The sequence below is a fragment of the Streptomyces sp. NPDC030296 genome, assembly GCF_055572815.1.
In genome coordinates this window covers 282928-304606 of record NZ_JBVICQ010000006.1, presented here as the reverse complement: position 1 = coordinate 304606, position 21679 = coordinate 282928, and the positions used below count along the sequence as shown (strand labels likewise).

At 72.6% G+C, this 21679-nt stretch carries 20 protein-coding genes; 15 read left to right on the top strand and 5 right to left on the bottom strand.

Annotated elements, in window-relative coordinates; translation table 11 throughout:
• The first annotated feature begins 52 nt into the window (after nt 1–52).
• The 4 genes from ACZ4Z3_RS19530 (at nt 53) to ACZ4Z3_RS19515 (ending at nt 3926) form a co-directional block, all read left to right on the top strand.
• The gene (locus tag ACZ4Z3_RS19530; protein WP_468502153.1) at nt 53–1087 is read left to right on the top strand and encodes a slipin family protein; all 1035 of its coding nucleotides are present in this window, start codon (nt 53–55) and stop codon (nt 1085–1087) included.
• Between the two features lie 105 nt (nt 1088–1192).
• Nucleotides 1193–2560, top strand: a complete 1368-nt coding sequence (locus ACZ4Z3_RS19525; protein WP_468502152.1) for a PhoX family protein — start codon at nt 1193–1195, stop codon at nt 2558–2560.
• Between the two features lie 250 nt (nt 2561–2810).
• Nucleotides 2811–3653: a polysaccharide deacetylase family protein gene (locus tag ACZ4Z3_RS19520; RefSeq protein ID WP_468502151.1), complete on the top strand. Its 843-nt coding sequence runs from the start codon at nt 2811–2813 to the stop codon at nt 3651–3653.
• A 45-nt stretch (nt 3654–3698) separates the two neighbouring features.
• A complete protein-coding gene (locus tag ACZ4Z3_RS19515; RefSeq protein ID WP_468502150.1) occupies nt 3699–3926 on the top strand; it encodes a hypothetical protein in 228 nt (75 codons plus the stop codon).
• Nucleotides 3927–3954: 28 nt separating this feature from the next.
• On the opposite strand, the gene ACZ4Z3_RS19510 is transcribed toward ACZ4Z3_RS19515, so the two are convergent.
• From ACZ4Z3_RS19510 to ACZ4Z3_RS19500, 3 genes are read right to left on the bottom strand one after another with little or no spacing between them, the layout of a single operon-like run.
• A complete protein-coding gene (locus ACZ4Z3_RS19510) occupies nt 3955–4554 on the bottom strand; it encodes a YdcF family protein (protein ID WP_468502149.1) in 600 nt (199 codons plus the stop codon).
• Nucleotides 4555–4596: 42 nt separating this feature from the next.
• Nucleotides 4597–5265 carry an ABC transporter gene (locus ACZ4Z3_RS19505; RefSeq protein WP_468502148.1) on the bottom strand — a complete coding sequence of 223 codons (669 nt, stop codon included), beginning with the start codon at nt 5263–5265 and terminating at the stop codon, nt 4597–4599.
• Entirely contained in the window at nt 5262–6179 is a 918-nt protein-coding gene (locus ACZ4Z3_RS19500; RefSeq protein WP_468502147.1) for an ABC transporter ATP-binding protein, read from the bottom strand. Before ACZ4Z3_RS19500 ends, ACZ4Z3_RS19505 begins: the two co-directional genes overlap by 4 nt.
• 92 nt (nt 6180–6271) lie before the next feature.
• Between ACZ4Z3_RS19500 and ACZ4Z3_RS19495 the strand changes: the two genes are divergently transcribed.
• From ACZ4Z3_RS19495 to ACZ4Z3_RS19455, 9 genes are all read left to right on the top strand, one after another.
• Nucleotides 6272–7003, top strand: a complete 732-nt coding sequence (locus ACZ4Z3_RS19495) for a peptidyl-tRNA hydrolase (RefSeq protein ID WP_468502146.1) — start codon at nt 6272–6274, stop codon at nt 7001–7003.
• Between the two features lie 325 nt (nt 7004–7328).
• Nucleotides 7329–7673 carry a hypothetical protein gene (locus ACZ4Z3_RS19490; RefSeq protein WP_468502145.1) on the top strand — a complete coding sequence of 115 codons (345 nt, stop codon included), beginning with the start codon at nt 7329–7331 and terminating at the stop codon, nt 7671–7673.
• Between the two features lie 28 nt (nt 7674–7701).
• Nucleotides 7702–8208, top strand: coding sequence for a hypothetical protein (locus ACZ4Z3_RS19485; protein WP_468502144.1), 507 nt, complete (start codon nt 7702–7704; stop codon nt 8206–8208).
• Nucleotides 8209–8296: 88 nt separating this feature from the next.
• Nucleotides 8297–10888 (top strand): M48 family metalloprotease, encoded by a 2592-nt coding sequence (locus ACZ4Z3_RS19480; RefSeq protein ID WP_468502143.1) that lies wholly within the window; start codon nt 8297–8299, stop codon nt 10886–10888.
• An 85-nt stretch (nt 10889–10973) separates the two neighbouring features.
• Nucleotides 10974–11582, top strand: coding sequence for a DUF4142 domain-containing protein (locus tag ACZ4Z3_RS19475; protein WP_468502142.1), 609 nt, complete (start codon nt 10974–10976; stop codon nt 11580–11582).
• A 141-nt stretch (nt 11583–11723) separates the two neighbouring features.
• Nucleotides 11724–12533, top strand: a complete 810-nt coding sequence (locus ACZ4Z3_RS19470) for a DUF4142 domain-containing protein (RefSeq protein WP_468502141.1) — start codon at nt 11724–11726, stop codon at nt 12531–12533.
• A 149-nt stretch (nt 12534–12682) separates the two neighbouring features.
• Nucleotides 12683–14089 carry an MbnB/TglH/ChrH family RiPP precursor modification enzyme gene (locus ACZ4Z3_RS19465; protein ID WP_468502140.1) on the top strand — a complete coding sequence of 469 codons (1407 nt, stop codon included), beginning with the start codon at nt 12683–12685 and terminating at the stop codon, nt 14087–14089.
• A gap of 292 nt (nt 14090–14381) precedes the next feature.
• Complete coding sequence (locus ACZ4Z3_RS19460; RefSeq protein WP_468502139.1) at nt 14382–15170, top strand: DUF4142 domain-containing protein; 789 nt, start codon at nt 14382–14384, stop codon at nt 15168–15170.
• Nucleotides 15171–15274: 104 nt separating this feature from the next.
• The gene (locus tag ACZ4Z3_RS19455) at nt 15275–16906 is read left to right on the top strand and encodes an alpha/beta hydrolase (RefSeq protein WP_468502138.1); all 1632 of its coding nucleotides are present in this window, start codon (nt 15275–15277) and stop codon (nt 16904–16906) included.
• A gap of 3 nt (nt 16907–16909) precedes the next feature.
• On the opposite strand, the gene hemQ is transcribed toward ACZ4Z3_RS19455, so the two are convergent.
• Complete coding sequence (gene hemQ / locus ACZ4Z3_RS19450; RefSeq protein WP_468502137.1) at nt 16910–17641, bottom strand: hydrogen peroxide-dependent heme synthase; 732 nt, start codon at nt 17639–17641, stop codon at nt 16910–16912.
• A 5-nt stretch (nt 17642–17646) separates the two neighbouring features.
• A complete protein-coding gene (gene hemG / locus ACZ4Z3_RS19445) occupies nt 17647–19101 on the bottom strand; it encodes a protoporphyrinogen oxidase (protein ID WP_468502136.1) in 1455 nt (484 codons plus the stop codon).
• A 166-nt stretch (nt 19102–19267) separates the two neighbouring features.
• On the opposite strand from hemG, the gene ACZ4Z3_RS19440 reads away from it, so the two are divergent.
• Together ACZ4Z3_RS19440 and ACZ4Z3_RS19435 are read left to right on the top strand one after the other, a co-directional pair.
• Complete coding sequence (locus ACZ4Z3_RS19440) at nt 19268–20233, top strand: DUF4349 domain-containing protein (RefSeq protein ID WP_468502135.1); 966 nt, start codon at nt 19268–19270, stop codon at nt 20231–20233.
• Between the two features lie 27 nt (nt 20234–20260).
• Entirely contained in the window at nt 20261–21658 is a 1398-nt protein-coding gene (locus ACZ4Z3_RS19435; RefSeq protein WP_468502134.1) for an FAD-dependent oxidoreductase, read from the top strand.
• Nucleotides 21659–21679: the final 21 nt, after the last annotated feature.

The window sequence follows — 21679 nt, the reverse complement described above, 5'->3', positions numbered from 1 at the left end:
ACCGAGAGAGGCCGGGGGCGGTCGTCACGGTCGACTCAAAGGGGCGGTCGTCATGGGCGAAGCACTCATCGCGGCAGCCGCGGCCCTCGCCGCCGGCGGCGCCGTCTATGTCGCGGCGGCGGCCCGCGTCATCAAGCAGTACGAACGCGGCGTGGTCTTCCGGCTCGGCAGGCTGCTCGGCGCGCCCAGACCGCCCGGTTTCACCATGGTCGTCCCCGTCATCGACCGTATCCGCAAGGTGAACATGCAGATCGTGACGATGCCGGTGCCCGCCCAGGAGGGCATCACCCGTGACAACGTGACGGTCCGCGTGGACGCGGTCGTGTACTTCAAGGTCGTCGACCCGGCCGGCGCGGTCGTACAGGTCGAGGACTACCGTTTCGCCGTCTCCCAGATGGCGCAGACCTCCCTGCGCTCGATCATCGGCAAGAGCGACCTCGACGACCTGCTCTCCAACCGGGAGAAGCTGAACCAGGGACTGGAGCTGATGATCGACAGCCCGGCGGTGGAGTGGGGCGTCACCATCGACCGCGTGGAGATCAAGGACGTGTCCCTCCCCGACACGATGAAGCGCTCCATGGCCCGCCAGGCCGAGGCGGACCGTGAACGCCGGGCGCGCATCATCAACGCGGACGCGGAGCTGCAGGCGTCGAAGAAGCTGGCGGAAGCGGCGCAACAGATGGCCGAGGCACCCTCCGCGCTCCAGCTGCGCCTGCTCCAGACGGTGATGGCGGTGGCCGCGGAGAAGAACTCGACCCTGGTCCTCCCCATCCCGGTGGAGCTCCTGCGCTTCCTGGAACGCGGCCGATCGGAACAGGAGACCGCCCCCGAGCCCCGGCCCCGCCCGGACCCGTCCACGCCGGTCAAGGACCCGACCGGCCCGACCACCCCCGCCGAGCTTCCGGACTCCCCCGCGTCGGCCGCCCCTCCCGAGCTCCCGGATTCCCCCGCATCGGCTGGCCCTCCAGGGCTCCCCGACCCGCCCGGACAGTCGGCCGCGCTTCCGCCCCACCGGACTCCGGACGCCCCGCCGGTCGCACCCCAGTTCCCACCCGTCACACCGAACAACCCCACGCCGACCGAGTGATGCCTACGGAACACCTTCTACGCGCGTGGTTCACGCGGCCGTACCCCCGTGATACACACAGGCGGGTCACATCCTGTCCGCCAACAGGAAGGTTGTCCCGTGTCAGTGACTCGACGTCAGGCCCTCGCCCGTACCGGTGCCCTGGGAGCGGGCATCGCGTTCACCGGAGCCCTGTCCGAACTCTTCGCGGGCACAGCGGCCGCGCAGAGCGACCTCGGCCACACCGGCTACGGCCCGCTGATCCCCGACCCGAACGGCCTGCTCGACCTGCCGAAAGGTTTCCGCTACCAGGTCCTCTCCCGCGAGGGCGACCAGCTCCGCTCCGGTGAGGGCCGCGTTCCCAGCAACCACGACGGCATGTCCGCCTTCGCCGGCAGACACGGCCGCGTCCATCTGGTCCGCAACCACGAGAACCGCGCCACCGGCCGTATCCCCGTCCCCACGGTCGAGGGCCTCACCTACGACCCGGCAGGCAAGGGCGGCTGTACGGCGCTGACGCTGGACGCCCGCGGCGACGTCCTGGCCGAACGCGTCGCCATCGCCGGCACCGCCGTCAACTGCGCGGGCGGCCCGACTCCTTGGGGCACCTGGCTGACCTGCGAGGAGACCGAGGACAGGGCCGGCACCAACGGCTACACCAAGGACCACGGCTTCATCTTCGAGGTCGACCCGGCCGACCCGCACCGCTCCGGCGCCGTCCCGCTCACGGCGATGGGCCGCTTCCAGCACGAGGCGATCGCCGTCGACCCGAGGCGCGGCGTCGTCTACGAGACGGAGGACGCCTTCGAGCGGCCCTTCGGCCTCTTCTACCGCTTCCTCCCCGACCGGCCGAAGGGCGGCCTGGGCTCCCTGCGCGCGGGCGGCCGTCTGCAGGCGATGCGGGTACCGGGGGTCCCCGACCTGTCCTCCATCCAGGAGACGGGCGCCTGCTTCGAGAAGATCGAATGGGTGGACGTCCCGGACCCGCTTGCCACCACGACGGCCATCCGCCACCAGGACTTCGGCCCCCGGGGCATCACCCACGCCCAGAAGCTGGAAGGCTGCTACTGGGGCGGCCGCTGCGTCTACTTCGTCTCGTCCTTCGCCCGCAGCGCGGACGGCTCGGCCGCCGACCACTACGGCCAGATCTGGCGCTACGACCCCGACCACCGCACCCTCACCCTGGTGATCGTCTTCGGCCCCGACACCGACATCCAGCTGCCCGGCGAGTCCCCCGACAACATCTGCCTGGCGCCCAGCGGCGGCCTCATGGTCTGCGAGGACGGCAACGGCACCCAGCACGTGTACGGCGTCACCCGCCGCGGCGACGTCTACGCCATGGCCCGCAACGCCCAGAACATCGGCACCCCCACGGAACCCGAGTGGGGCGAGTTCGCTGGCGTCACGTTCTCCCCCGACGGGCGCACGATGTACGTCAACTGCTACGCGCCGGGCACCACGTTCGCGGTGACGGGGCCGTGGCGCCGCACGTGAGGTGACGGGTCGTACCCGACCCGGCTGGACGGAAGGGGGGCGGGCGCCTGCGGGCGCCGGCCCCCCTCTCGCGCACCCGCGGCGCGTCCCCCCACTCCGGTGCCGGGTTCCCCGCTCCCCGGCTCCGCTCCGCTCGGCCGGCCGGGTGACTTCAGAGGCGGATTCCGGAGGGATGAGCGGGTGATCGGATGAGCGGGGAGCGCGAGGCGTATACGTTCGTGTCGTGATCGTTACTGTACGTAGTGTCAGGGTGCTCTGTGCGCTCGTGGCGCTCGGGGTCGCCCTGACCGCCTGCGGTGGGCCGCGGGCCTCCTCCCGAGTGGTCACCGCCACCGCCTCGGGGGCCGCTCAGCGCCCGGTCGTGGCGTCCCGGCCGCCCACACTCGCTCCCGGGCCGGCCGGCCTCGCGCCGGTGTTCGAGCACGGGCCGCGGAACCGGGGCGAGAAGGCGGTCGCGCTCACCTTCGACGCGGACATGACCGAGGAGCAGGGGGCTCGGGCCGCCGAGGGCGAGCGGTTCGACAATCCGCGGCTCATCGCGACGCTTCGCCGGCTGGAGGTGCCGGCGACCGTGTTCATGACGGGACGGTGGGCCGAGGAGTACCCGATCCAGGCCCGCTCGATCGGACGGGACCCGCTCTTCGAGGTGGCGAACCACTCGTACGGTCACCAGGCGTTCAGCGCCGACTGCCATGGCCTGCCCACCCTGGAGGCGGGCCGTATCGCGGCCGATGTCGAGCGGGCCTACACCGCCTTCCGCGAGGCGGGGGTGGCGGACCCGATGCCGTACTTCCGCTTCCCGGGCGGCTGCTACGACCGCCGTGCCCTGCGCGCGCTCAGCTCGTCCGGGGTCACGGCCGTGCAGTGGGACGTCGCCGGCGGTGACACCGCGGCCTCGGATCCGGCGGTGGTCGCCCGGAACGTACTGGAGCGGGTGCGGCCCGGGTCCGTCGTCGTCCTGCACTGCGTGAGGAGCGCCGCGCCCGTGACGGAGCGGGCGGTGCGGATGATCGTGCCCGCGCTGCGGGAGCGCGGCTTCCGGCTGGTGAAAGTATCGGAACTGGTCGGGGCGGCGGCCGCCACCACGTCGTGAGTCCCGCGCGGGAACGTTTCCTCGCCGTCGTCCTACGCTGGACACATGAGCGACTATTGCGGCACCGAGACGACGACCACGGGTGCGGCCCCGGCCTCGGCCCCCGCGTCGGCCACGGAGACGGCGGGGCAGGCTCCCGTCGCCGCCGGTCCGCCCTTCGCCGACTGCGTCCTCTGCCAGGAACCGACCGAGTATCCCGAGTCGCACAAGGGGATCACCCTGTGCCCCGTGTGCGAGTGGCGCGAGGCCGAGCGCACGGCTTGTTCGGGCTGAACTGACTACGTTGTTCGGGCTGAACTGACTACGGCGAGCCCTTCCGTTCGCCGGCCGTGAGGCGGCGGAGTGTCCACAGCCCGTACAGCGCCAGCAGCGGTTTGACGACGGTCCACTCACCGGGGCGGTAATCGTCGGCGCGCACCAGCCGCTCCGCGAGATCCGGCCGCTGCCGCCGCAGGTACGCGCGGGCCTTGAGCGCGTGAGCCGGCTGGGAGGCGATCTTGATGCGGTCCACGCCTTCGAGCAGGGGGACGACGTTCGTGATGTTCTCCCACGTCGTCGTGGACCGGTCCTCCAGGAGCACCGTGCCGTCGTACCCGAGCACCGATTTCGCGTAGTCGGCCATCAGTTCGGCCTCCGTGGTGCCGGCGCCGGTCGGGCCGCCGCTGAAGATCAGGCACGTCTCCTGCGCCCCGTCAGCGGCGGCGGAGCGGATTCCGACGCGGACCCGCCATCGGTTGATCAGGTTCACCGTCGCCCGGGGATTGCGGTACCCCAGCACCACCACGGCCAGCGAGCCGCCCCCGTGGTTCTTCACGAGCACCCGGGACCAACGCCAGTTCACCCACTCGCCCCAGGCCAGGGCCGCGACCCCGGCCACCGCCAGTCCTGTCCTTCGCCGCATGCGGCGACTCTAGTCTCGGTCGGCCACCCGTCGTCGCCCCTCTCAGGCGCGCCGCGTCGTCAGCGCGCACGCCACCGCTGTCGCGGCCGCCGTGCACAGGGCCGCGGCGAGGACCGGCAGGGCGGGGACCGGGATCGTGCCGCGTTGGGAGCCGTCGACCAGGGCCGTGATCGCCGCCCTCGCCGGGGAGCCCACGACCACGAGCGCCAGGAGCGCGCCGAGGAGAAGGGCCGGGACGGCCCGGCCGGGTGACCGGAGCAGGGGCCAGTTCGTGAGGGCGCCGACGGCCGTGCCGAGGAGGGCGCAGGCGAGGGTCGCGAGGAGGCCGGCCCCGCCCGCGGGGAGCGGTTCGACACGGATGTCGTGGGCCGTGCTGGTGGGGGCGCTGATGATCGTGACGATCACCGTGGCCGCGGTGCCGAGCACACCGGCCGCCGCGAGCGCGACCAGGACGCAGGCCAGGTGGGCGCGGCCCGGTCCGGCCGCCGCGCCCGTGCAACTGCGGGCGGCGGGCGGCTCGTTGGTCGCGCAGATCCGCACCAGCCAGGCGGCGACGGGCAGGAGCGCGGCCGCCGTGTAGCCGAGCGAGTCGAGCACCGGCTGCCCGCTCTGCACGCCGACGCCGAGGAACGCGGCGTAGAGGATGACCGGCGGCAACCAGCGCTGGGAGCGGACGAGGAGGGCGGCCTGGTAGCGGAGAAGGGCGGTCATCGGGAGCTCTCCACTTCCAGCCCGGCCGGCGCGACGTCCGGGTCCGGATCGTCCACGTGTCCCACGCTCACCACGTGCCAGGGTGGCCGGGCCCCCAGTAACGCCCGCAGCAGCGTGTCCGACTGGGTCTCGGGGACGGTGAACCGGTGTGCTCCGGAGCCGGTTTTTTCGACCGAGACCGCCAACTTCCCTGTCTCCGGGGGCACCCGCGCGCCCCCGCGGCCCCTCGCCTCGACGAGCACACACGGGCCGGTGACAGCCGCCGCCGGAGCCCCGGTCCCCTTGCCCTCGCTGCGTTCCAGGGCACCCCCGACCACCGCGTACGTCGCGTCGGGCACCCCGGCCAGGCGCCGCGGGTCGTGGTCGACGAACACCACGGCGGACCCGGCGGCCGTGCGCTCGACGACCACGCGCTCCAACTCCTCGCGCGCCTCGGCGTCCAGGCCGGTCCACGCCTCGTCCAGGACCAGCAACTCCGGTTCGGCGAGCAGGGCCTGGGCGACCGCGACCTTCTGGCTGCTGCCCTTGGAGAGCTGGGCCATCGGCGTACGGGCGTACTCGGCGGCGCCGAAGCGCTCCAGCCACTCGTCGGCGGCGCGCACGGCGGCCGGGCGGTCCAGCCCGTGCACGGCGCCGAGGTGCGTGAGGTACTCGGCGGCCGTGAACGGCAGGGCCGCGGGGAAGCGTTCGGGGACGTACGCCGTGCGAGGGCGGCCCGTGAGCCGGCCCTCGGTCGGCGCGTCGATCCCGGCGAGGAGGCGGAGCAGCGTCGACTTGCCGGTGCCGTTCGCGCCTTCCATCCGGATCAGGGCACCGGGGACGATCTCCAGGTCGAGGCCGCGCAGCACCCAGTCGCCACGGAAGCCGTACCGTCGGCCGACCCCCTCCAGTCTCAGCAGTAACTCACGTTCCATGCCCCCATCCTCGTACACGTCCTCGCACCAGTCCGCGTACAAGCGAGCGAGCAGGGCGCGGGAACGGTGTTCGTGCCTGGCAGACTGGGCGGGTGACCACCAGCGATGCCCCCCAGGACAGCCCCGCGCCGGACAGCCCCTTCCGGGACGAGCGGACCTCCCGCGACGAGGCGCCGCAGTTCGTGCTGCCCCTGGTCGCGCACATCGAGAAGGCCTCGCCCCCGGCACGTACCGACGCGTTGGAGACAGCGGCGCGGGCGGTGCTGGTGATGCTGAGCGACGCGCGGTCGCTGGGCGACGGGGAGTGGGCCGAGGCGATGCGGAACTGGCAGGACGCCCGGATCCGCAAGGTGGTCCGGCGAGCGCGCGGCGCGGAGTGGCGGCGGGCCGAGGCGCTGCCGGGGATCACGGTGACGGGCAAGTCGGCCGAAGTGCGCGTCTTCCCGCCGGTCCCGCTCGACGGCTGGCCCAAGGACCTGGCCCGCCTCCAGGTCTCCGGCACGGACCTCGACGACCCGGAGCCGCCGGCCGACCCCGAGCCCGCGGCCCCGGTGCTGTGGCTCAACCCCGAGGTGGCGATGTCGGCGGGCAAGGCGATGGCCCAGGCGGGCCACGGCGCGCAGCTCGCGTGGTGGGACCTGGACGACGCGGCCCGCACCGCATGGCGTGACGCGGGCTTCCCGCTCGCCGTCCGCACCGCCGCCCCCGCCCACTGGGACACCCTCACCACCGCCGGCCTCCCCGTCGTACGCGACGCGGGCTTCACGGAGGTCGCCCCGGGCGCCTGCACGGTGGTCGCGGACCACACGGCGTTGCGTTCCTGACCACGACCCGCCCTGATTACGCGACTTTCAGATCATACGCCTGCACCAAGCGAAAGCAGACGAACGTATTCCGCCCGCTTTGGTCGATGAGGTGTGAGCGTCACCCCGAGTGGAATAGAAACCGGGCATCGTCAGCATTCCGCCCGCATCGGGCCTGACGCATCGGGGGGGCGTCATCAAAATTTCCTTTTCCCGGATCTCGGCGATTCCCGCACCGCTCGCTCTGTTGCTCGCCCTTCTGCTCGCACTTCTGCTCAGCGGATGCGGTGACGACAGGTCGTCCGGCGGTGGTTCCGGGGACGACAATGCGGGATCATCGGTCAACGTGCCCGTGGAGACCACGGCCGCAAGCCCTCCCCCGGAAGAGTCCATCACCGGGGAGGTTCCCTCAGAACTGGTGGGCGAGTGGGACGGCGACGGACAGGGCTCGGCCCGGGTCGACAAGATCGCCTTCTTCGGCGACGGCACCGTGAGCCTGTCGTACAACAACGGCCAGGTGCTGGACGGACCGGCGGTCGTGGAGGACTCACGGATGACCCTCTACGTCCCGGGTGGGCCGATCATCTACGAGAGCTGGTACATCGAGCGTCCCGACATCGGAAATGAATACGGCTACGCATTCGAAACCCTCATGTTGGACGGCGTGAGTTACATGCGCCAGATCAGCTAGTCCGCATTCAGCAGAGGAAGGGGCGGCCATGAGTGATCACTTCACGGCGGTGGACGAGGATCTGGTGCGTCAGGTGACCCGGATCGTGGTTTCCGAAGTCGCACCGCAGGAGATGGTCGTCTTCGGAATGAACAGCCGCGCCTATTTCCGGGATCCCGCCGGAACACTGAGAGCGGCGGCGGGCGACGGCGGCGGATCGAAGGAGAGCATGCTGGGCGCCGGCGGCGCCGAGGTCGTCGTACTGCTCACTCCGTTCGCCCTCGCGATGGTGCAGGGCGCGCTCTCCTCGTTCATCGGAGCGTTCGCCGCGAACCTCGCCGACGGCAGCGGCACCGCCGTACGGACCTGGCTCGGCGGCCTGTTCGGACGGGGCGGCGGCGAAGTCGACACCGGGACGGACAGCGCACTGACCCCCGACCAGGTGGAGTGGCTGCGCGAGGAGGCGTACCGCACCGCGTTGAGAGCCGAACTCGAGGAGAGTCAGGCCCGGTTGCTGGCGGACGCCCTCGCGGGCGCGGCCCGCGTCCGCCGGTGACCCGCCGGAGGCCCCGGTGTCGTCCGCCTCGCCCGATCCGTCCGCCTCGCCCGACCCGTTCGCGTTACCCAGCGGCCACACATTCCGCTTGGCGCTCGTCGTCACCGCTCTCCTGGGGACGACGGCCTTCGTCCACAACCTGCTCTACTTCACCCTCTCGCCCGACGCCGACCGTGCCGTGGCCGTCTACCAGCGGTGCGCGGCGGCCCCACGGGGGCAGTCACCCGCGACGGACGCCCTTGCGTACTCCCAGGGCTTCCTGGCCTGCATCGCCCCGTACGAGCGGGAGAAGGCGTGGTGGGTGCTCGGCGGGATCGTGCTGCTGGTGTCGACGGCGGCGGTGATCTTCATCCTGCTGCCCGGGTACCTGACCCGTCGCAGGCAGTTGGAGCCACTGTCACCTCACGACCCCGACCACGCCCCGCTGCTGGCGCTGTTGCACTCGCTGTGCCGGGAGGCCGGCCTGTCCCGGCCCCCGGAGTTCTGGGTGAGCGGCCTGGACGACCGCAAGGTGGACGCGTACACCTTCGGCCGGGGCGGCCGGTACCGCGTGGCGCTGAGCCAGGGCACGATGACCGCATTCGGCCTCGCCCCGCAGCGCGCCCGTGCCGTCGTCCTGCACGAACTGGCGCACCTGCGCAACAAGGACGTCGACGTCACCTACCTCACCGTCGCCCTGGCCCTGGCCTTCGTCCCCACCGGACTGCTGCCGCTCGCCGTCGCGCTGATCGCCACACCGGCCGACAACGTCCTGGCGGTGACGTGGCGTTCCCTGGTGCTCGTGGCCCTCGTCGGGGTGACCTGCACATCCGTGCTGCGGATGCGTGAGTACGGCGCCGATGTGCGGGCTGCCGCGTGGGGCGCGGGGCCGGGGCTGCTGGACGTGGTCGGTACCGAGGGCGGCCGACCCGCGTCCTGGTGGCGTCTGGGGCCACTCGCCCTGCATCCGTCGGCAGCCTCACGGGCCGCCGAGATCGGGCGACCGCGGGAGTTGTTCCGGCTCCGCTTCACCGAGTGCTTCGCCGCGGGGCTGGCCGTCTCGGTCGCCGCGAGCGGACTGCTCACCCTGCTGTGGCTCATGTTCAACCGGCTCGACGCCCTCGACGCGCGCTGGACGATCGTGCTGCTGTGCGCACCCGCCGCCCTCGCCGTGATCGGACTGGGCGTCTGGCGCGCCGCCCTGTTCGGCGGCGGCGCCCGGGCGGTCCTGCTGCCTGCGGTGGGCCTCGGTCTCGGGCTGGTCGTGGGTGTGCCGCTCGCGCCCCAGAACGGCATCGTCCTGACGGACCGTCCCCTTGTTCCGGGGCCGGCGGCCGTCCTGTGGTCCCTCGCGCTGTGCGCGCTCATGGTGGCGCTGTCGGCGTGGATCGCACGGTCGGCGCTGCTCTGGCACACCACCGGCGAGCGGGCGCCGAGCAGGGCCTGGCAGGCCGGACTGCTCGCCGCCGCGCTCCCGTTGGCGGTGCTCCTGAGCGGATGGATGCTGCTGTACGACGCCGGCGACCGACTGGGCCCCCTCCACGACTCCGCCCGGGAGCTGTACGCCCTGGCCGACGCCTCGGCACCGGTGGGGCCCTACTGGCTGTGGGCCCTCGTGGAACACCCGTTGACGCTCCGGTTCACCCAGTGGACCCCGCTCGTCATGGCACTGGTCGCGGTGTGGCTGTTCCCGGTCGCCGCGCCGTGGCGCCGCCCGCCTTCGTACGACACGGGGTGGGCCCGGCACGTACTGCTGACGAGCACGGCGACAGCCGCCGCGTTCGCGTGGTTCCAGCTCCTGGAACGGGGGCTGCTGCATGAGGGCGTGAGCCAGGAGGTGCGCGGACAGGACGGTTTCCCGCTGGCGTTCACGTACTGGCAGATCGGCGCCGCGATGCTGTTCCAGGGGATCGCCGCCGCCGTCACGGTCCGAGTACGCCGCGGCGACCACCTCGCGATCCCGTTCGCCCTGCTGACCGCCTTTGTGACCGGCTGCCTGCTGACCGCGGTGTTCTTCGGCGGGGTCGTCCTGGCCGGCTGCACCGACACTCTCGCCATCGTTCCGGGCCGGTGCGCACTGGACCTTCCACTGCCCCTGATCCGCGACATGCTGCTGCGGATCCTGGCCGGCGGGTTCCTCTGCGCACTCGCGGGCGCGGCGGTCACCCGTTCCCTCACCCACCTCCGGGGCGAACGTCCCCGCGTCGCGCCGCCTCTGCGCGTACCACCCGTACGACCCGCACCGTCCATGCCGTGGGCCCCACAGCTCGACCGGCGGCTCACCATCGCCCTGGCCTGTGTGCCGACGGCCGCCGTAGTGGCGTTCGCGCTCCTCGTCGGTCCCCTCGGACAGGCGTCCGACACCGGTGCCGTGGGGTCCTCGGCGGCGGCCTGCCGGGAGTTCGATGCGTTCCTTGGAGCCGCCGGCCCGGCCGAGGCCAACGCCCGGCTCTACGAAGCGGTGCAGCACGCCCTACGGGCGGGCGACGCCCCGCTCGCCGCCGCTCTCCAGGGGCTGTTCGCCGCCGCCCGGGACGGGGATGCCGAGCGGTTCGGCGCCCTGACCGCCGGCATCGCCGACCGGTGCGCCACGGAAGGGGCCTCCCTGGGGAACCTCGCCCAGCCACAGGGCCACCGCCCGGCGCCCGTCGCGTCCGACCCACCCGACCCACTGGTCCTCAGCCGGTTCGAAGGTCGTTGAACAACAGCGGCACCCCGCACGTACTTCCCGGTACTGGCCAAGCAACTGCCCCAACGACCAGTTGGCATTACCCGGGAGGCTCATTTTGCGGCGTATCAATGGCTCGGTCATCGCCAGCCTGGCGCTCGTCGTCACCGTCGGAGCGCTTGCGTTCCCCGTCTGGTCCTACGCCGACCGCTCGGGCACTGCTCAGGCCAACATGGCGGCCAGCACGGTCAACACCCAGTGGGGGCCGCTGACGGCCGCCGACCGTGACCTGATCATCAGGGTGCGGCTGGCGGGACTGTGGGAGCTGCCCGCCGCCGAGCAGGCGATGCAGCGGTCGAAGAGCCCGGCCGTCAAGGAGGCCGCGGACCATCTGATCGTGGGTCACAAGGATCTCGACCAGCGGGTGCGGGCCGTGGCGGAGCAGCTGAACGTCGAACTGCCGAACCAGCCGAACGCCCAGCAGCAGGGCTTCCTGCAGCAGATGTCCAACGCCACCGACGACCAGTACGACCGCGTCTGGGCGAATCTGCTGCGCTCGGCCCACGGCAAGATCTTCCCGGCCATCGGCACGGTGCGGAACATGACCGAGAACACGCTGGTGCGCCAGCTGGCCTCGGACACCAACCAGACCGTGCTCGACCACATCACGATGCTGGAGAAGACCGGCCAGGTCGACTTCGACGCCATCGCCAACGGCACGATCTGACGCCCGCGGTACGTACTGCGTACGTACCCGTGGCAGTCGGCCCGCCGCCGAGCGGTGGGGTCCGGACGGCCCCCACCCCCACTCCACGCCCAGCACCACTTCAGTCCCCAACGACCAGTTGGTTTCCTCCGGGAGGCACCTTTGCGACGCTCCAAGGGCTCTGTCCTCGTCGCCGTGGCGATCGTCGGCACAGTCAGTGCGGTCGCCTACCCCGTGTTCTACTCGTACCCCAACCGCAACGCGGCCGCCGCCGCGGCCGTGCCCACCGGTGACACGGTGACCACGCAGTGGGGTCCGCTCACCCCCACCGACCGCGACCTCATCATCCGGGTGCGGCTCGCCGGCCTGTGGGAGCTGCCGGCCGGCCAGCAGGCCCTGGAGCGCAGCGGCAGCAAGTCCGTCAGGGAGGCCGCGGACCACCTGATCAAGGGTCACACCGACCTGGACAAGCGGTCCCGGATCATCGCGGCGAAGCTGGGTGTCGAGCTGCCGAACCAGCCCAACGCCCAGCAGCAGGGCTGGCTGGACGAGATGACCGCCGCCAAGACCGAGGCCGAGTACAACAAGACCTGGGCGAACCTGCTGCGGGCCGCGCACGGCAAGATCTTCCCGGCCATCGCCGCCGTGCGGAACCAGACCCGCAACACCCTGGTCCGCCAGCTGGCCTCCGACGCCAACCAGACCGTGCTCGACCACATCACGATCCTGGAGGCGACCGGGGAGATCGACTTCGCTCAGATCGCCGACAACTCGGTCAGCGGTACGGCGAGCCCGACCGGCCCGCCGCCGCCGGTGCCGGGGCAGATCGTGCAGCCCGCGCCCGCCGCGGAGCCGTCGACCAACCCCGATGTGAAGTCGACCCCCTCGCCGACCACGCCCGGCCTCGTCCCCACCGGCCGCCCCGACCCGGAGGAGCTGAACAAGGACCAGGGCGAACCGGCGATCCAGTAGCCGCCGAAAGCTCAAATGTTGCTCTGAAGGTCCCCTTCTCGGGGTTCGGCTCCGGGCGACGGGGCCATGACTCCGTCACGCCGGAACACAGGTCCGTCGTAAGGAGACGAACACAGGGTCTGGGTGCAGCCGTGGCCGAGGAGGGGACGATGGAGCGGATCAGGCAGCTGGGTACGGGAATCGGATGGCGTCCGGAGATCGAGGACGCCGTCGAGCGCATGGCCGGGTCGGCCGGCGGCGTCGACTGGGTCGAGGTCGTCGCGGAGAACGTCTGCCCCGGCCACCTCCCCGAGTCGCTGCTGCGGCTGCGCGAGCGGGGCGTCACGGTCGTGCCGCACGGCGTCTCGCTCGGCCTCGGCGGCGCCGACCGCCCCGACGAGGAGCGGCTGCGCAACCTCGCCGAGCGCGCGGAGGCCCTGGGCGCGCCCCTCGTCACCGAGCACATCGCGTTCGTCCGGGCAGGGGGCGCCCTCACCGCGTCGCCGCGGCTGGAGGCCGGGCATCTGCTGCCGGTGCCGCGCACCCGGGACGCGTTGGACGTGCTGTGCGAGAACGTACGGATCGCCCAGGACGCGCTGCCGGTGCCGCTTGCCCTGGAGAACATCGCGGCGCTGATCAACTGGCCGGGCGAGGAGATGACGGAGGGGCAGTTCCTGTACGACCTCGTCGACCGCACCGGGGTCCGGCTCCTGATCGACGTGGCGAACCTCCACACCAACCACGTCAACCGGGGCGAGGACCCCGCGAAGGCGCTGGACGAGCTGCCGGTCGAGGCCATCGCGTACGTCCATGTCGCGGGCGGTTTCGAGCGGGACGGCGTCTGGCACGACAGCCACGCCCACCCCGTCCCCCCGCAGGTCCTCGACGTCCTCGCCGAGCTCGCCTCGCGGGTGGCCCCGCCGGGTGTCCTCCTGGAGCGCGACGAGAACTTCCCGGAGCCGGCCGAGCTGGAGCGCGAGCTGGACGCGATCCGGGGGGTGCTGAAGACCGCCGGGGCGCAGGGCGGAGCGCCCGCGTCGCAGGAGCCGGCCACGACACCGGCCACCGCACGGGCCACCTCGGCCGGGTCCACGGCCGGGCCCGCCGCGGCGGCCGAGCCGGTCACGTCCGCCGAGGAGGCGCCCGGTGGCGAGGGTGAGCCGGTCGCCCGGCAGCGGCTCGGGCTGGCCCAGGCCGCGCTGTTGTCGGCACTGGTCGCGGGGACACCGGTGCCCGAGGGGTTCGACCGGGTGCGGCTCGGGGTGCAGTCCCGGGCACTCGCGGCCAAGCGGGCGGACGTCGTGGGGAAGGTCGCGCCGGAGCTGCCGGTGATCCTGGGCACGTCGTACCGGCCGGCGTTCGTGGCGTACGCGCAGGGCCACCCGATGACCGACGGCTACCGGCGCGACGCGCTGTCCTTCGCCGAGCACCTGCTGCTGGGCGACCGGGTCGAGGACGCGGGTACCCGCCGTGCGCTGCGCGAGTGGTGGCTGGAGCGCTCCGGCCCGGCACCCCTGTCCCGGCGCCCGACGGCGCGGCTGGCCCGTGCGACCCGCAGGGTGCTGCTGCGCCGTTGACCGCCGTGCGCCCCCGCGCCGCCCCGCTCCCGGGAGCGAGGCGGCCTCTCGCGCGCCCCCGGTGTGCTGCGATTAACAAACCCATGTCCCGCACACGGGTTTCACGCCCCATTCACTCCGCTTTCACCGGACCTGTCCAGCACCCCGGGCATCCCATCCGGGGCGATTTGTACCGTCCTCAACCCTTCCTCCTCGTACGGCAGTTGGTGCGGACCGGGCAGTAACATGCCGTTCCGTAGGCCAATCCGCACCCGAAACGCACATGCGTGCGGTGCCGCGAGCAGGAGGCACCATGCGATCCGACAGACGCAGCAGAGGACTGCTCAATGGAACAGGGCTCATCGTCGCCGGGCTGACGGCGACGCTCCTGGCACTGATCTTCCCGGTCTGGTCGTACAGCGACCGCTCGGGCACCGGCGTCGACACCCTGAACGCGTCCACGGTGACGACGCGGTACGGCGCGCTGTCCGGGCTGGACCGGGAGTTCATCACCAAGGTCCGGCTGGCGGGGCTGTGGGAGCTGCCCGCCGGTCAGCAGGCCCAGACGAAGGGCACCACCGAGGCCGTACGGACGGCCGGCGAGCACCTCGTCGAGGGGCACACCTTCCTCGACGCCCGGGTCCGCAATGTCGCCGCCCGGCTCGGGCTGGCCCTGCCCAACCAGCCGAACGACCAGCAGAAGGCGTGGCTGAGCACGCTGGACACGGCGCGGGGCGAGCAGTACGACCGGGAGTTCGCGAACATCCTGCGGACGGCCCACGGCAAGGTGTTCTCCGTCGTCGCCCAGGTCCGCGCCACCACCCGCAACTCGCTGGTCCGCGACCTCGCCGACGACGCCAACACCACCGTCCTCGACCACATCAAGGTCCTGGAGGCCACGGGGCTCGTCGACTACGACGCGATCGCCCGGGAGGCGGCCGCCGCGAGCCCCCCGCCCATCACCAACTCCCCGGCCCCGCCCGGCCCGCTGAGCGACCCCGGCTCCCCGATCCCGGTGACCCCTTCCCCGACGACCTCGCCCTCCGAGCGCTACTCCCTCCCCCCGGCGGCGACGGGCCCGCGCGCGGAGGACGAGGGCTAGGACCTCCGACGCCCGGACCACGACACCGGCGGTCGGTGCTTTACATCACCCCCTTCCGAACGAAACATCCCTTTTGTTGCTGTCGTGCTTCGGAGGGATACGCGATGCGAGCTGCCGTGCTCTACGGGACGGTCGGGGCGGTGCTGCTGAGCGGTGTCGCCGCCGCGCCGGCGGCGGGTGGGACGACCGCGGTCGTGGGAGTGGAGGCCGCGGCCCGGCGGGCGGCGGAGGAGGGCATCCGGTTCGGGACGTGCCCGGCGGAGGAGGGGCTGCCGGACGGGCTGCGGTGCGGGACGGTCAAGGTGCCGCTCGACTACACCCGGCCCTTCGGCAGGCAGATCTCCCTCACGGTCAGCCGGGTCGAGGCCAGGGGCAAGGGAAAGGTCCCCCGCCAAGGGGCGCTGGTGTTCAACCCCGGCGGGCCCGGCGGCTCCGGGATGTACTTCCCGCTCATCGGGGTCCTGCCGCAGTGGAAGCGGATCGCGGCGGCCTACGACCTCGTCGGGTACGCGCCGCGCGGCGTCGGGCGGTCGGCGCCGCTGTCCTGCCAGGACCCGAAGCGGCTGCACCAGGGCCCCTCCCCCGCGCCGACGCACCCCTCGGCGGCGTACAAGAAGCAGCGGATCGCGCGGGCGAAGGCGTACGCGCGCGGGTGCGCGCAGCGGGCCGGAAGCGCGCTGCGGCACTACCACTCGCTCAACAACGCCCGCGACCTCGACGTGCTGCGCGCCGCGCTCGGCGAGCACCGGCTGACGTTCATGGGGGCGTCGTACGGCACCTACTTCGGGGCGCTGTACGCGACGCTGTTCCCCTCGCGGGTGCGCCGGATGGTCTTCGACTCGGCGGTGAACCCGGACCCCGAGCGGATCTGGTACCGCAACAACCTCGACCAGTCGGCGGCGTTCGAGGGACGCTGGGCGGACTTCCGGCGGTGGGTCGCCAAGCACCACGAGGTGTACCGGCTGGGGAACACCGCCCAGAAGGTGCTGCGCGGCTACGAGCGCGCCGCCGCCCGCCTGGCCGTGCGGCCGGCCGGCGGGAAGGTGGGGCCGGGGCAGTTGCGGAGCACGTTCCTCCAGGCCGCGTACTACGACGACTACTGGCCGCAGCGCGCGCTCGCGCTCTCCGCGTATCTGCGGGGAGACCCGAAACCGCTGATCCAGCTGGCCGGGCCGTACCCGGAGGCGGCCGTCGAGCAGGAGAACGCGCACGCGGTGTACACGGCCGTCGAGTGCAACGACGGGCCCTGGCCGACGGACTTCCGGGTCTGGGACCGCGACAACACCCGGCTCGCCCGGACGGCGCCCTTCGAGACATGGGACAACGTGTGGACGAACCTGCCGTGCGCGTACTGGCCGGCGCCCCGGCAGCGTCCCCTGGATGTGCGCACCGGGCCCGGTGAGCTGCCGCCGACGTTGATCCTCGCGGCGGAGCGGGACGCGGCCGCGCCCTACGAGGGGGCGATCTCGTTGCACCGGCGGCTCTCGGGATCGGTGCTGGTGACCGAGCGGAACGCCGGGAGCCACGGTGTCGCGGGCGGCCCCAACACGTGCGTCAACGCGCATCTGGAGGCGTATCTGCTGAAGGGCCGGGCGCCCGACGGGCGGGCGGCCTGCGCGGGGCGCCCGGAGCCTAAGCCCGCCACCGCACGGTCGGCGAGCGCACCGTCCGCCGAGCGGCCGGCCGGGGCCGCGTCGGCCGCTCGGCTCCCCGCGCCCCTCACGGGGCGCGGGTAGGCGTTACGCCAGGCCCTCGACCAGTTCCGCGACCGACTTGCGGCGGCCGGTGTAGAACGGGACCTCCTCGCGGACGTGCATCCGGGCCTCGGAGGCACGCAGGTGGCGCATGAGGTCGACGATGCGGTAGAGCTCGTTGGCCTCGAACGCCAGGATCCACTCGTAGTCGCCCAGCGAGAACGAGGCGACCGTGTTGGCACGGACGTCGGGGAAACCGCGGGCCATCTTGCCGTGGTCGGCGAGCATCCGGCGGCGGTCCTCGTCCGGCAGCAGGTACCAGTCGTAGGAGCGCACGAACGGGTACACGCTGACGTAGTCGCGGGGCGTCTCGTCGGCGAGGAAGGCCGGGATGTGGGAGCGGTTGAACTCGGCGGGGCGGTGCAGCGCCATGTTCGACCACACCGGCGTGAGGGCGCGGCCCAGCCGGGTGCGGCGGAAGAGGTTGTACGCCTCCTGGAGCTGGTCGCTGGTCTCCGCGTGCCACCAGATCATGAGGTCGGCGTCGGCGCGCAGGCCCGACAGGTCGTACGTGCCGCGCACGGTGACGTCCTTCGCGGCGAGCTGGTCGAACAGCTCCTGGACCTCGTCGGCGTAACCGGTGCGGTCCTCCGGGAGCACGTCCTTCAGCTTGAAGACGGACCACAGCGTGTAACGGATGACCTCGTTGAGGTCCTTGGCCAGCTTGCCCTTGTTGGGGACGCGGCCGGACTCGTTGGTGGGGGCGTCGTCGCTCATGGAACTCATTCTCCCGCTCCGCCGTGCAGGCTCTGCACCGGGTTGGCCGTGAGGTCCTGCACAGCGCGCAGGTCACCGTGGATCTGGTCGACGGCGGCGGCCGCGCTCGCGACGCAGGCCGGGACGCCGACACCGTCGTACGCCGCGCCGCAGACGGCGAGACCGGGCAGCTTGCCGAGGTGCTCCCGGACGCGGGCCACGCGCGCGTGGTGGCCGACCGGGTACTGCGGCAGGCCGTCGTCCCAGCGGGTGACGCGGGTCTCGACGGGGTCGGCGATCAGGCCGGTGGCCTCGCGCAGGTCGTGGCGGGAGACGTCGACGAGGTGGGCGTCCTCGTGCTCCAGGATCTCCGTCTCGCCGTGGCGGCCCACGGAGGTGCGCAGGATCAGCAGGTCGGGGTTCTGCTCGGCGATCCAGCCCCACTTCTGGGAGGCGAAGGTGGACGCCTTGATGGTGCGCCCGTCGACCGGCGGCACCAGGAAGCCGCTGCCCTCGGGGAGGGTGACGTCGGCGCGGCGGTAGGCGAGGGTGACGAGGGCCATCGAGGCGTACTCGACGCCGGCGAGTTCGGCGGCGGCCTCGGGTGCCTCGGCGCGCAGCAGGTCCGCGGCGACGGGGGCGGGGGCCGCGACGACGACGGCGTCGGCGTGCAGCACCCGGTCGCCGGTGGTGACGCGCCAGCCGCCGGTGCTCTCGCGGCGCAGCTCGGTGACGGGGCTGCGGGTGAGGATCTCGGCGCCGCGGGCCCGCACAGACTCCGCGACGGCGAGGGGCAGTTGGCCCACGCCGCCCTCGATGCCCATGAAGACGGGGCCGGTCTGCCGCGCGGCGGCCGCGCGGGCCTGGATCTCGCGGACGGCCTCGGTGAGGGAGGTGTGGGTCCGGGCGGCCTGGTAGAGCTGCGGGACGGCCGAGCGCATCGAGATGCGGTACGCGTCGCCCGCGTAGACGCCGCCGAGCAGCGGCTCCACCAGGCGGTCCACGACCTCCCTGCCGACGCGGGCCGCCACGTACTCCCCCACCGCCACGTCGTCGCCGACCTCGGTGCGGGGCAGGTCCGCGTCGCGCTCGACACGGGCGAGGCCCTCGTCGGACAGCACCCCGGAGAGCGCGGAGGCGGTGCCGGGGACGCCCATGACGTGGCCCTTCGGCATGGGGCGCAGCGCGCCCCGGGTCCACAGGGAGGCGGTGGCGGTGGCGGGCGGCTGGAGCCGGTCGGCGAGTCCGACCTCCCGGGCGAGGGCGACCGCCTCCGGGCGGCGCGCCAGCAGGGACTCGGCGCCGAGGTCGACCCGCGCGCCCGCGATCTCGCCGGGCAGCAGCTTGCCGCCGACCCGGTCCGAGGCCTCCAGGACGGTCACCCCGGCGCCCCTTTCCAGCAGTCCGTGCGCGGCGGCCAGCCCCGCGATCCCGGCTCCGACGACGACGACATGTCCGGCTTCCGGACGTGATCCGCTCATGGGTCCACCTTCTCAGACGCCCCCGACGGCCCTGGTAGGGCCGTGTGGCCCCGCCGAGTCCCGACCGTGACCGCTTCGGGACCACCGCGCGCCAACGTTCCGCCGCCCTCCGGCGTCGAAGGAGCGTCATCAGGAAGCAGGACACGACTCCCGGGGGTACGCCGCCATGGCTCAGACACACGTACGACGGTCCCGACGGCCCGCAGGGGCCTTCGCCGCCCTGTTCCTCGCCGCCGCGCTGGCGCTCACCGGGTGCGGCGCCAACGACGACAGTTCGGGCGGCACGACGACCTCCGACAGCAAGGCCGGCGCCGCGTCCCGGCAGAAGGGGGCGCTGGACACCGGGAGCGGCGTGGACACCGAGAGCGGCGGCGGCTCGACGAAGGACCAGTCCGCCGACACCGCGCCGAAGCTCGGACCGAGCCACGTCATCCGTACCGCGAGCCTGACCGTGCGGGTGCAGGACGTACCGAAGGCGCTGGACGAGGCGCGGACGGTCACCGAGAACGCGGGCGGGTACGTGGGCGACGAGTCCACGACCCGCGACGGCAAGGGCCGTGAGCGCACGCGGGTGGTGCTGCGGGTGCCCACCGAGAAGTACGAGGAGGTCCTCACCGCGCTGGCGGGCACCGGCAGGCTGATCGAGCGCAAGGCCAAGGCGGAGGACGTCACCGAGCAGGTCGTGGACGTGGAGAGCCGCATCACGACGCAGCGCGCGAGTGTGGCCCGTATCCGTGAGCTGATGGACCGGGCGACCAAGATCAGCGATGTGGTCACGCTGGAGGGGGAGTTGAGCACGCGCCAGGCGGACCTGGAGTCGCTGCTCGCCCGGCAGAAGTCCCTGAAGGACCGCACGAGCCTCGCGACCGTCAAGTTGTCGCTGTCGCAGACCGCGGTGAAGAAGGCAGACAAGGACGACGAGCCGGGGTTCGTGGACGCGCTGGCGGGCGGCTGGAACGCGTTCGTCGCGGTGTTCCGCTGGCTCGGCATGGCGCTCGCCGCGATCCTGCCGTTCGCGGCGGCCACGGCCCTCGTCCTGCTGCTGTGGTTCCGCTTCTTCGGCCGTTCGCGGCGCCCCGCCCCGGCCGCCGCCGCCCCGACCGCCGAGCCGGAAGGCGGCGACGAGAGCTGAAATGCGGGGCGGTCGTAGCGTGTTCCCATGAACATGAGCCGTACGGAACGTTCGAGGGAACGCCTGGTCGTCGTCGGGGGCGACGCGGCGGGCATGTCCGCCGCGTCGCAGGCACGCCGGCTGAGAGGGGCCGACGAGTTGGAGATCGTGGCGTTCGAGCGGAGCCACTTCACCTCGTACTCGGCGTGCGGCATCCCGTACTGGGTCGGCGGCGACGTCCCCGAGCGGGACCGGCTCGTCGCCCGCTCACCCGAGGAGCACCGGGCCCGCGACATCGATCTCCGGATGCGCACGGAGGTCGTGGAGATCGACGTCGAGGGCAGGCGCGTCCGCGCGCGTGAGCTGGACACCGGCGACACGTACTGGACGCCGTACGACAAGCTCGTGATCGCGACCGGGGCCCGCCCGATCCGCCCCGACCTGCCCGGCGTCGACGCCCCCGGGGTGCACGGGGTGCAGAACCTGGACGACGGGCAGGCCCTCCTCGACACGCTCGCCGCCACCGAGGGACGCCGCGCGGTGGTCGTCGGCGCCGGCTACATCGGCGTGGAGATGGCGGAGGCGCTCATCAACCTGGGGTACGAGGTCACGGTCGTCAACCGCGGCAAGGAGCCGATGTCGACGCTGGACCCGGACATGGGCCGCCTGGTGCATCGGGCCATGGAGGGCATGGGCATCACCATGGTCGACGACTCCGAGGTCACCAAGTTCCTCACGGGCGACGACGGCAGGGTCCGCGCGGTCGCCACGGACGACGCCGAGTACCCGGCGGACGTCGTGGTCCTCGGTATCGGGGTGCGCCCCGAGACGGAGCTGGCGCGGACGGCGGGCCTGCCCGTCGGCGACCACGGCGGCCTGCTGACCGATCTGTCGATGCGGGTCCGCGGCCACGACGACATCTGGGCGGGCGGCGACTGCGTGGAGGTCCTCGATCTGGTCTCCGGCCGTGAACGGCACATCCCCCTGGGCACCCACGCCAACAAGCACGGGCAGGTCATCGGCGCGAACGTCGGCGGCGGCTACGCCACGTTCCCCGGCGTCGTCGGCACCGCCGTCAGCAAGGTCTGCGACCTGGAGATCGCCCGCACGGGCCTGCGCGAGAAGGACGCCCGCCGCGCGGGCCTCCAGTTCGTGGCCGTCACCATCGAGTCGACCAGCCGCGCCGGCTACTACCCGGGCGCCGCCCTCATGACGGTCAAGATGCTCGCCGAACGCCGCACGGGCCGCCTCCTGGGTGTGCAGATCGTCGGCCGGGAGGGGGCGGGCAAACGCGTCGACATCGCCGCCGTGGCGCTGACGGCGGGCATGACGGTCGAACAGATGACAGCCCTGGACCTGGGCTACGCCCCGCCCTTCTCGCCGGTCTGGGACCCGGTTCTGGTGGCGGCGAGAAAGGCGGTGACGGCGGTGAGGTCGGACGCCTAGGCCTGCGGTCGGGCGCCTGGT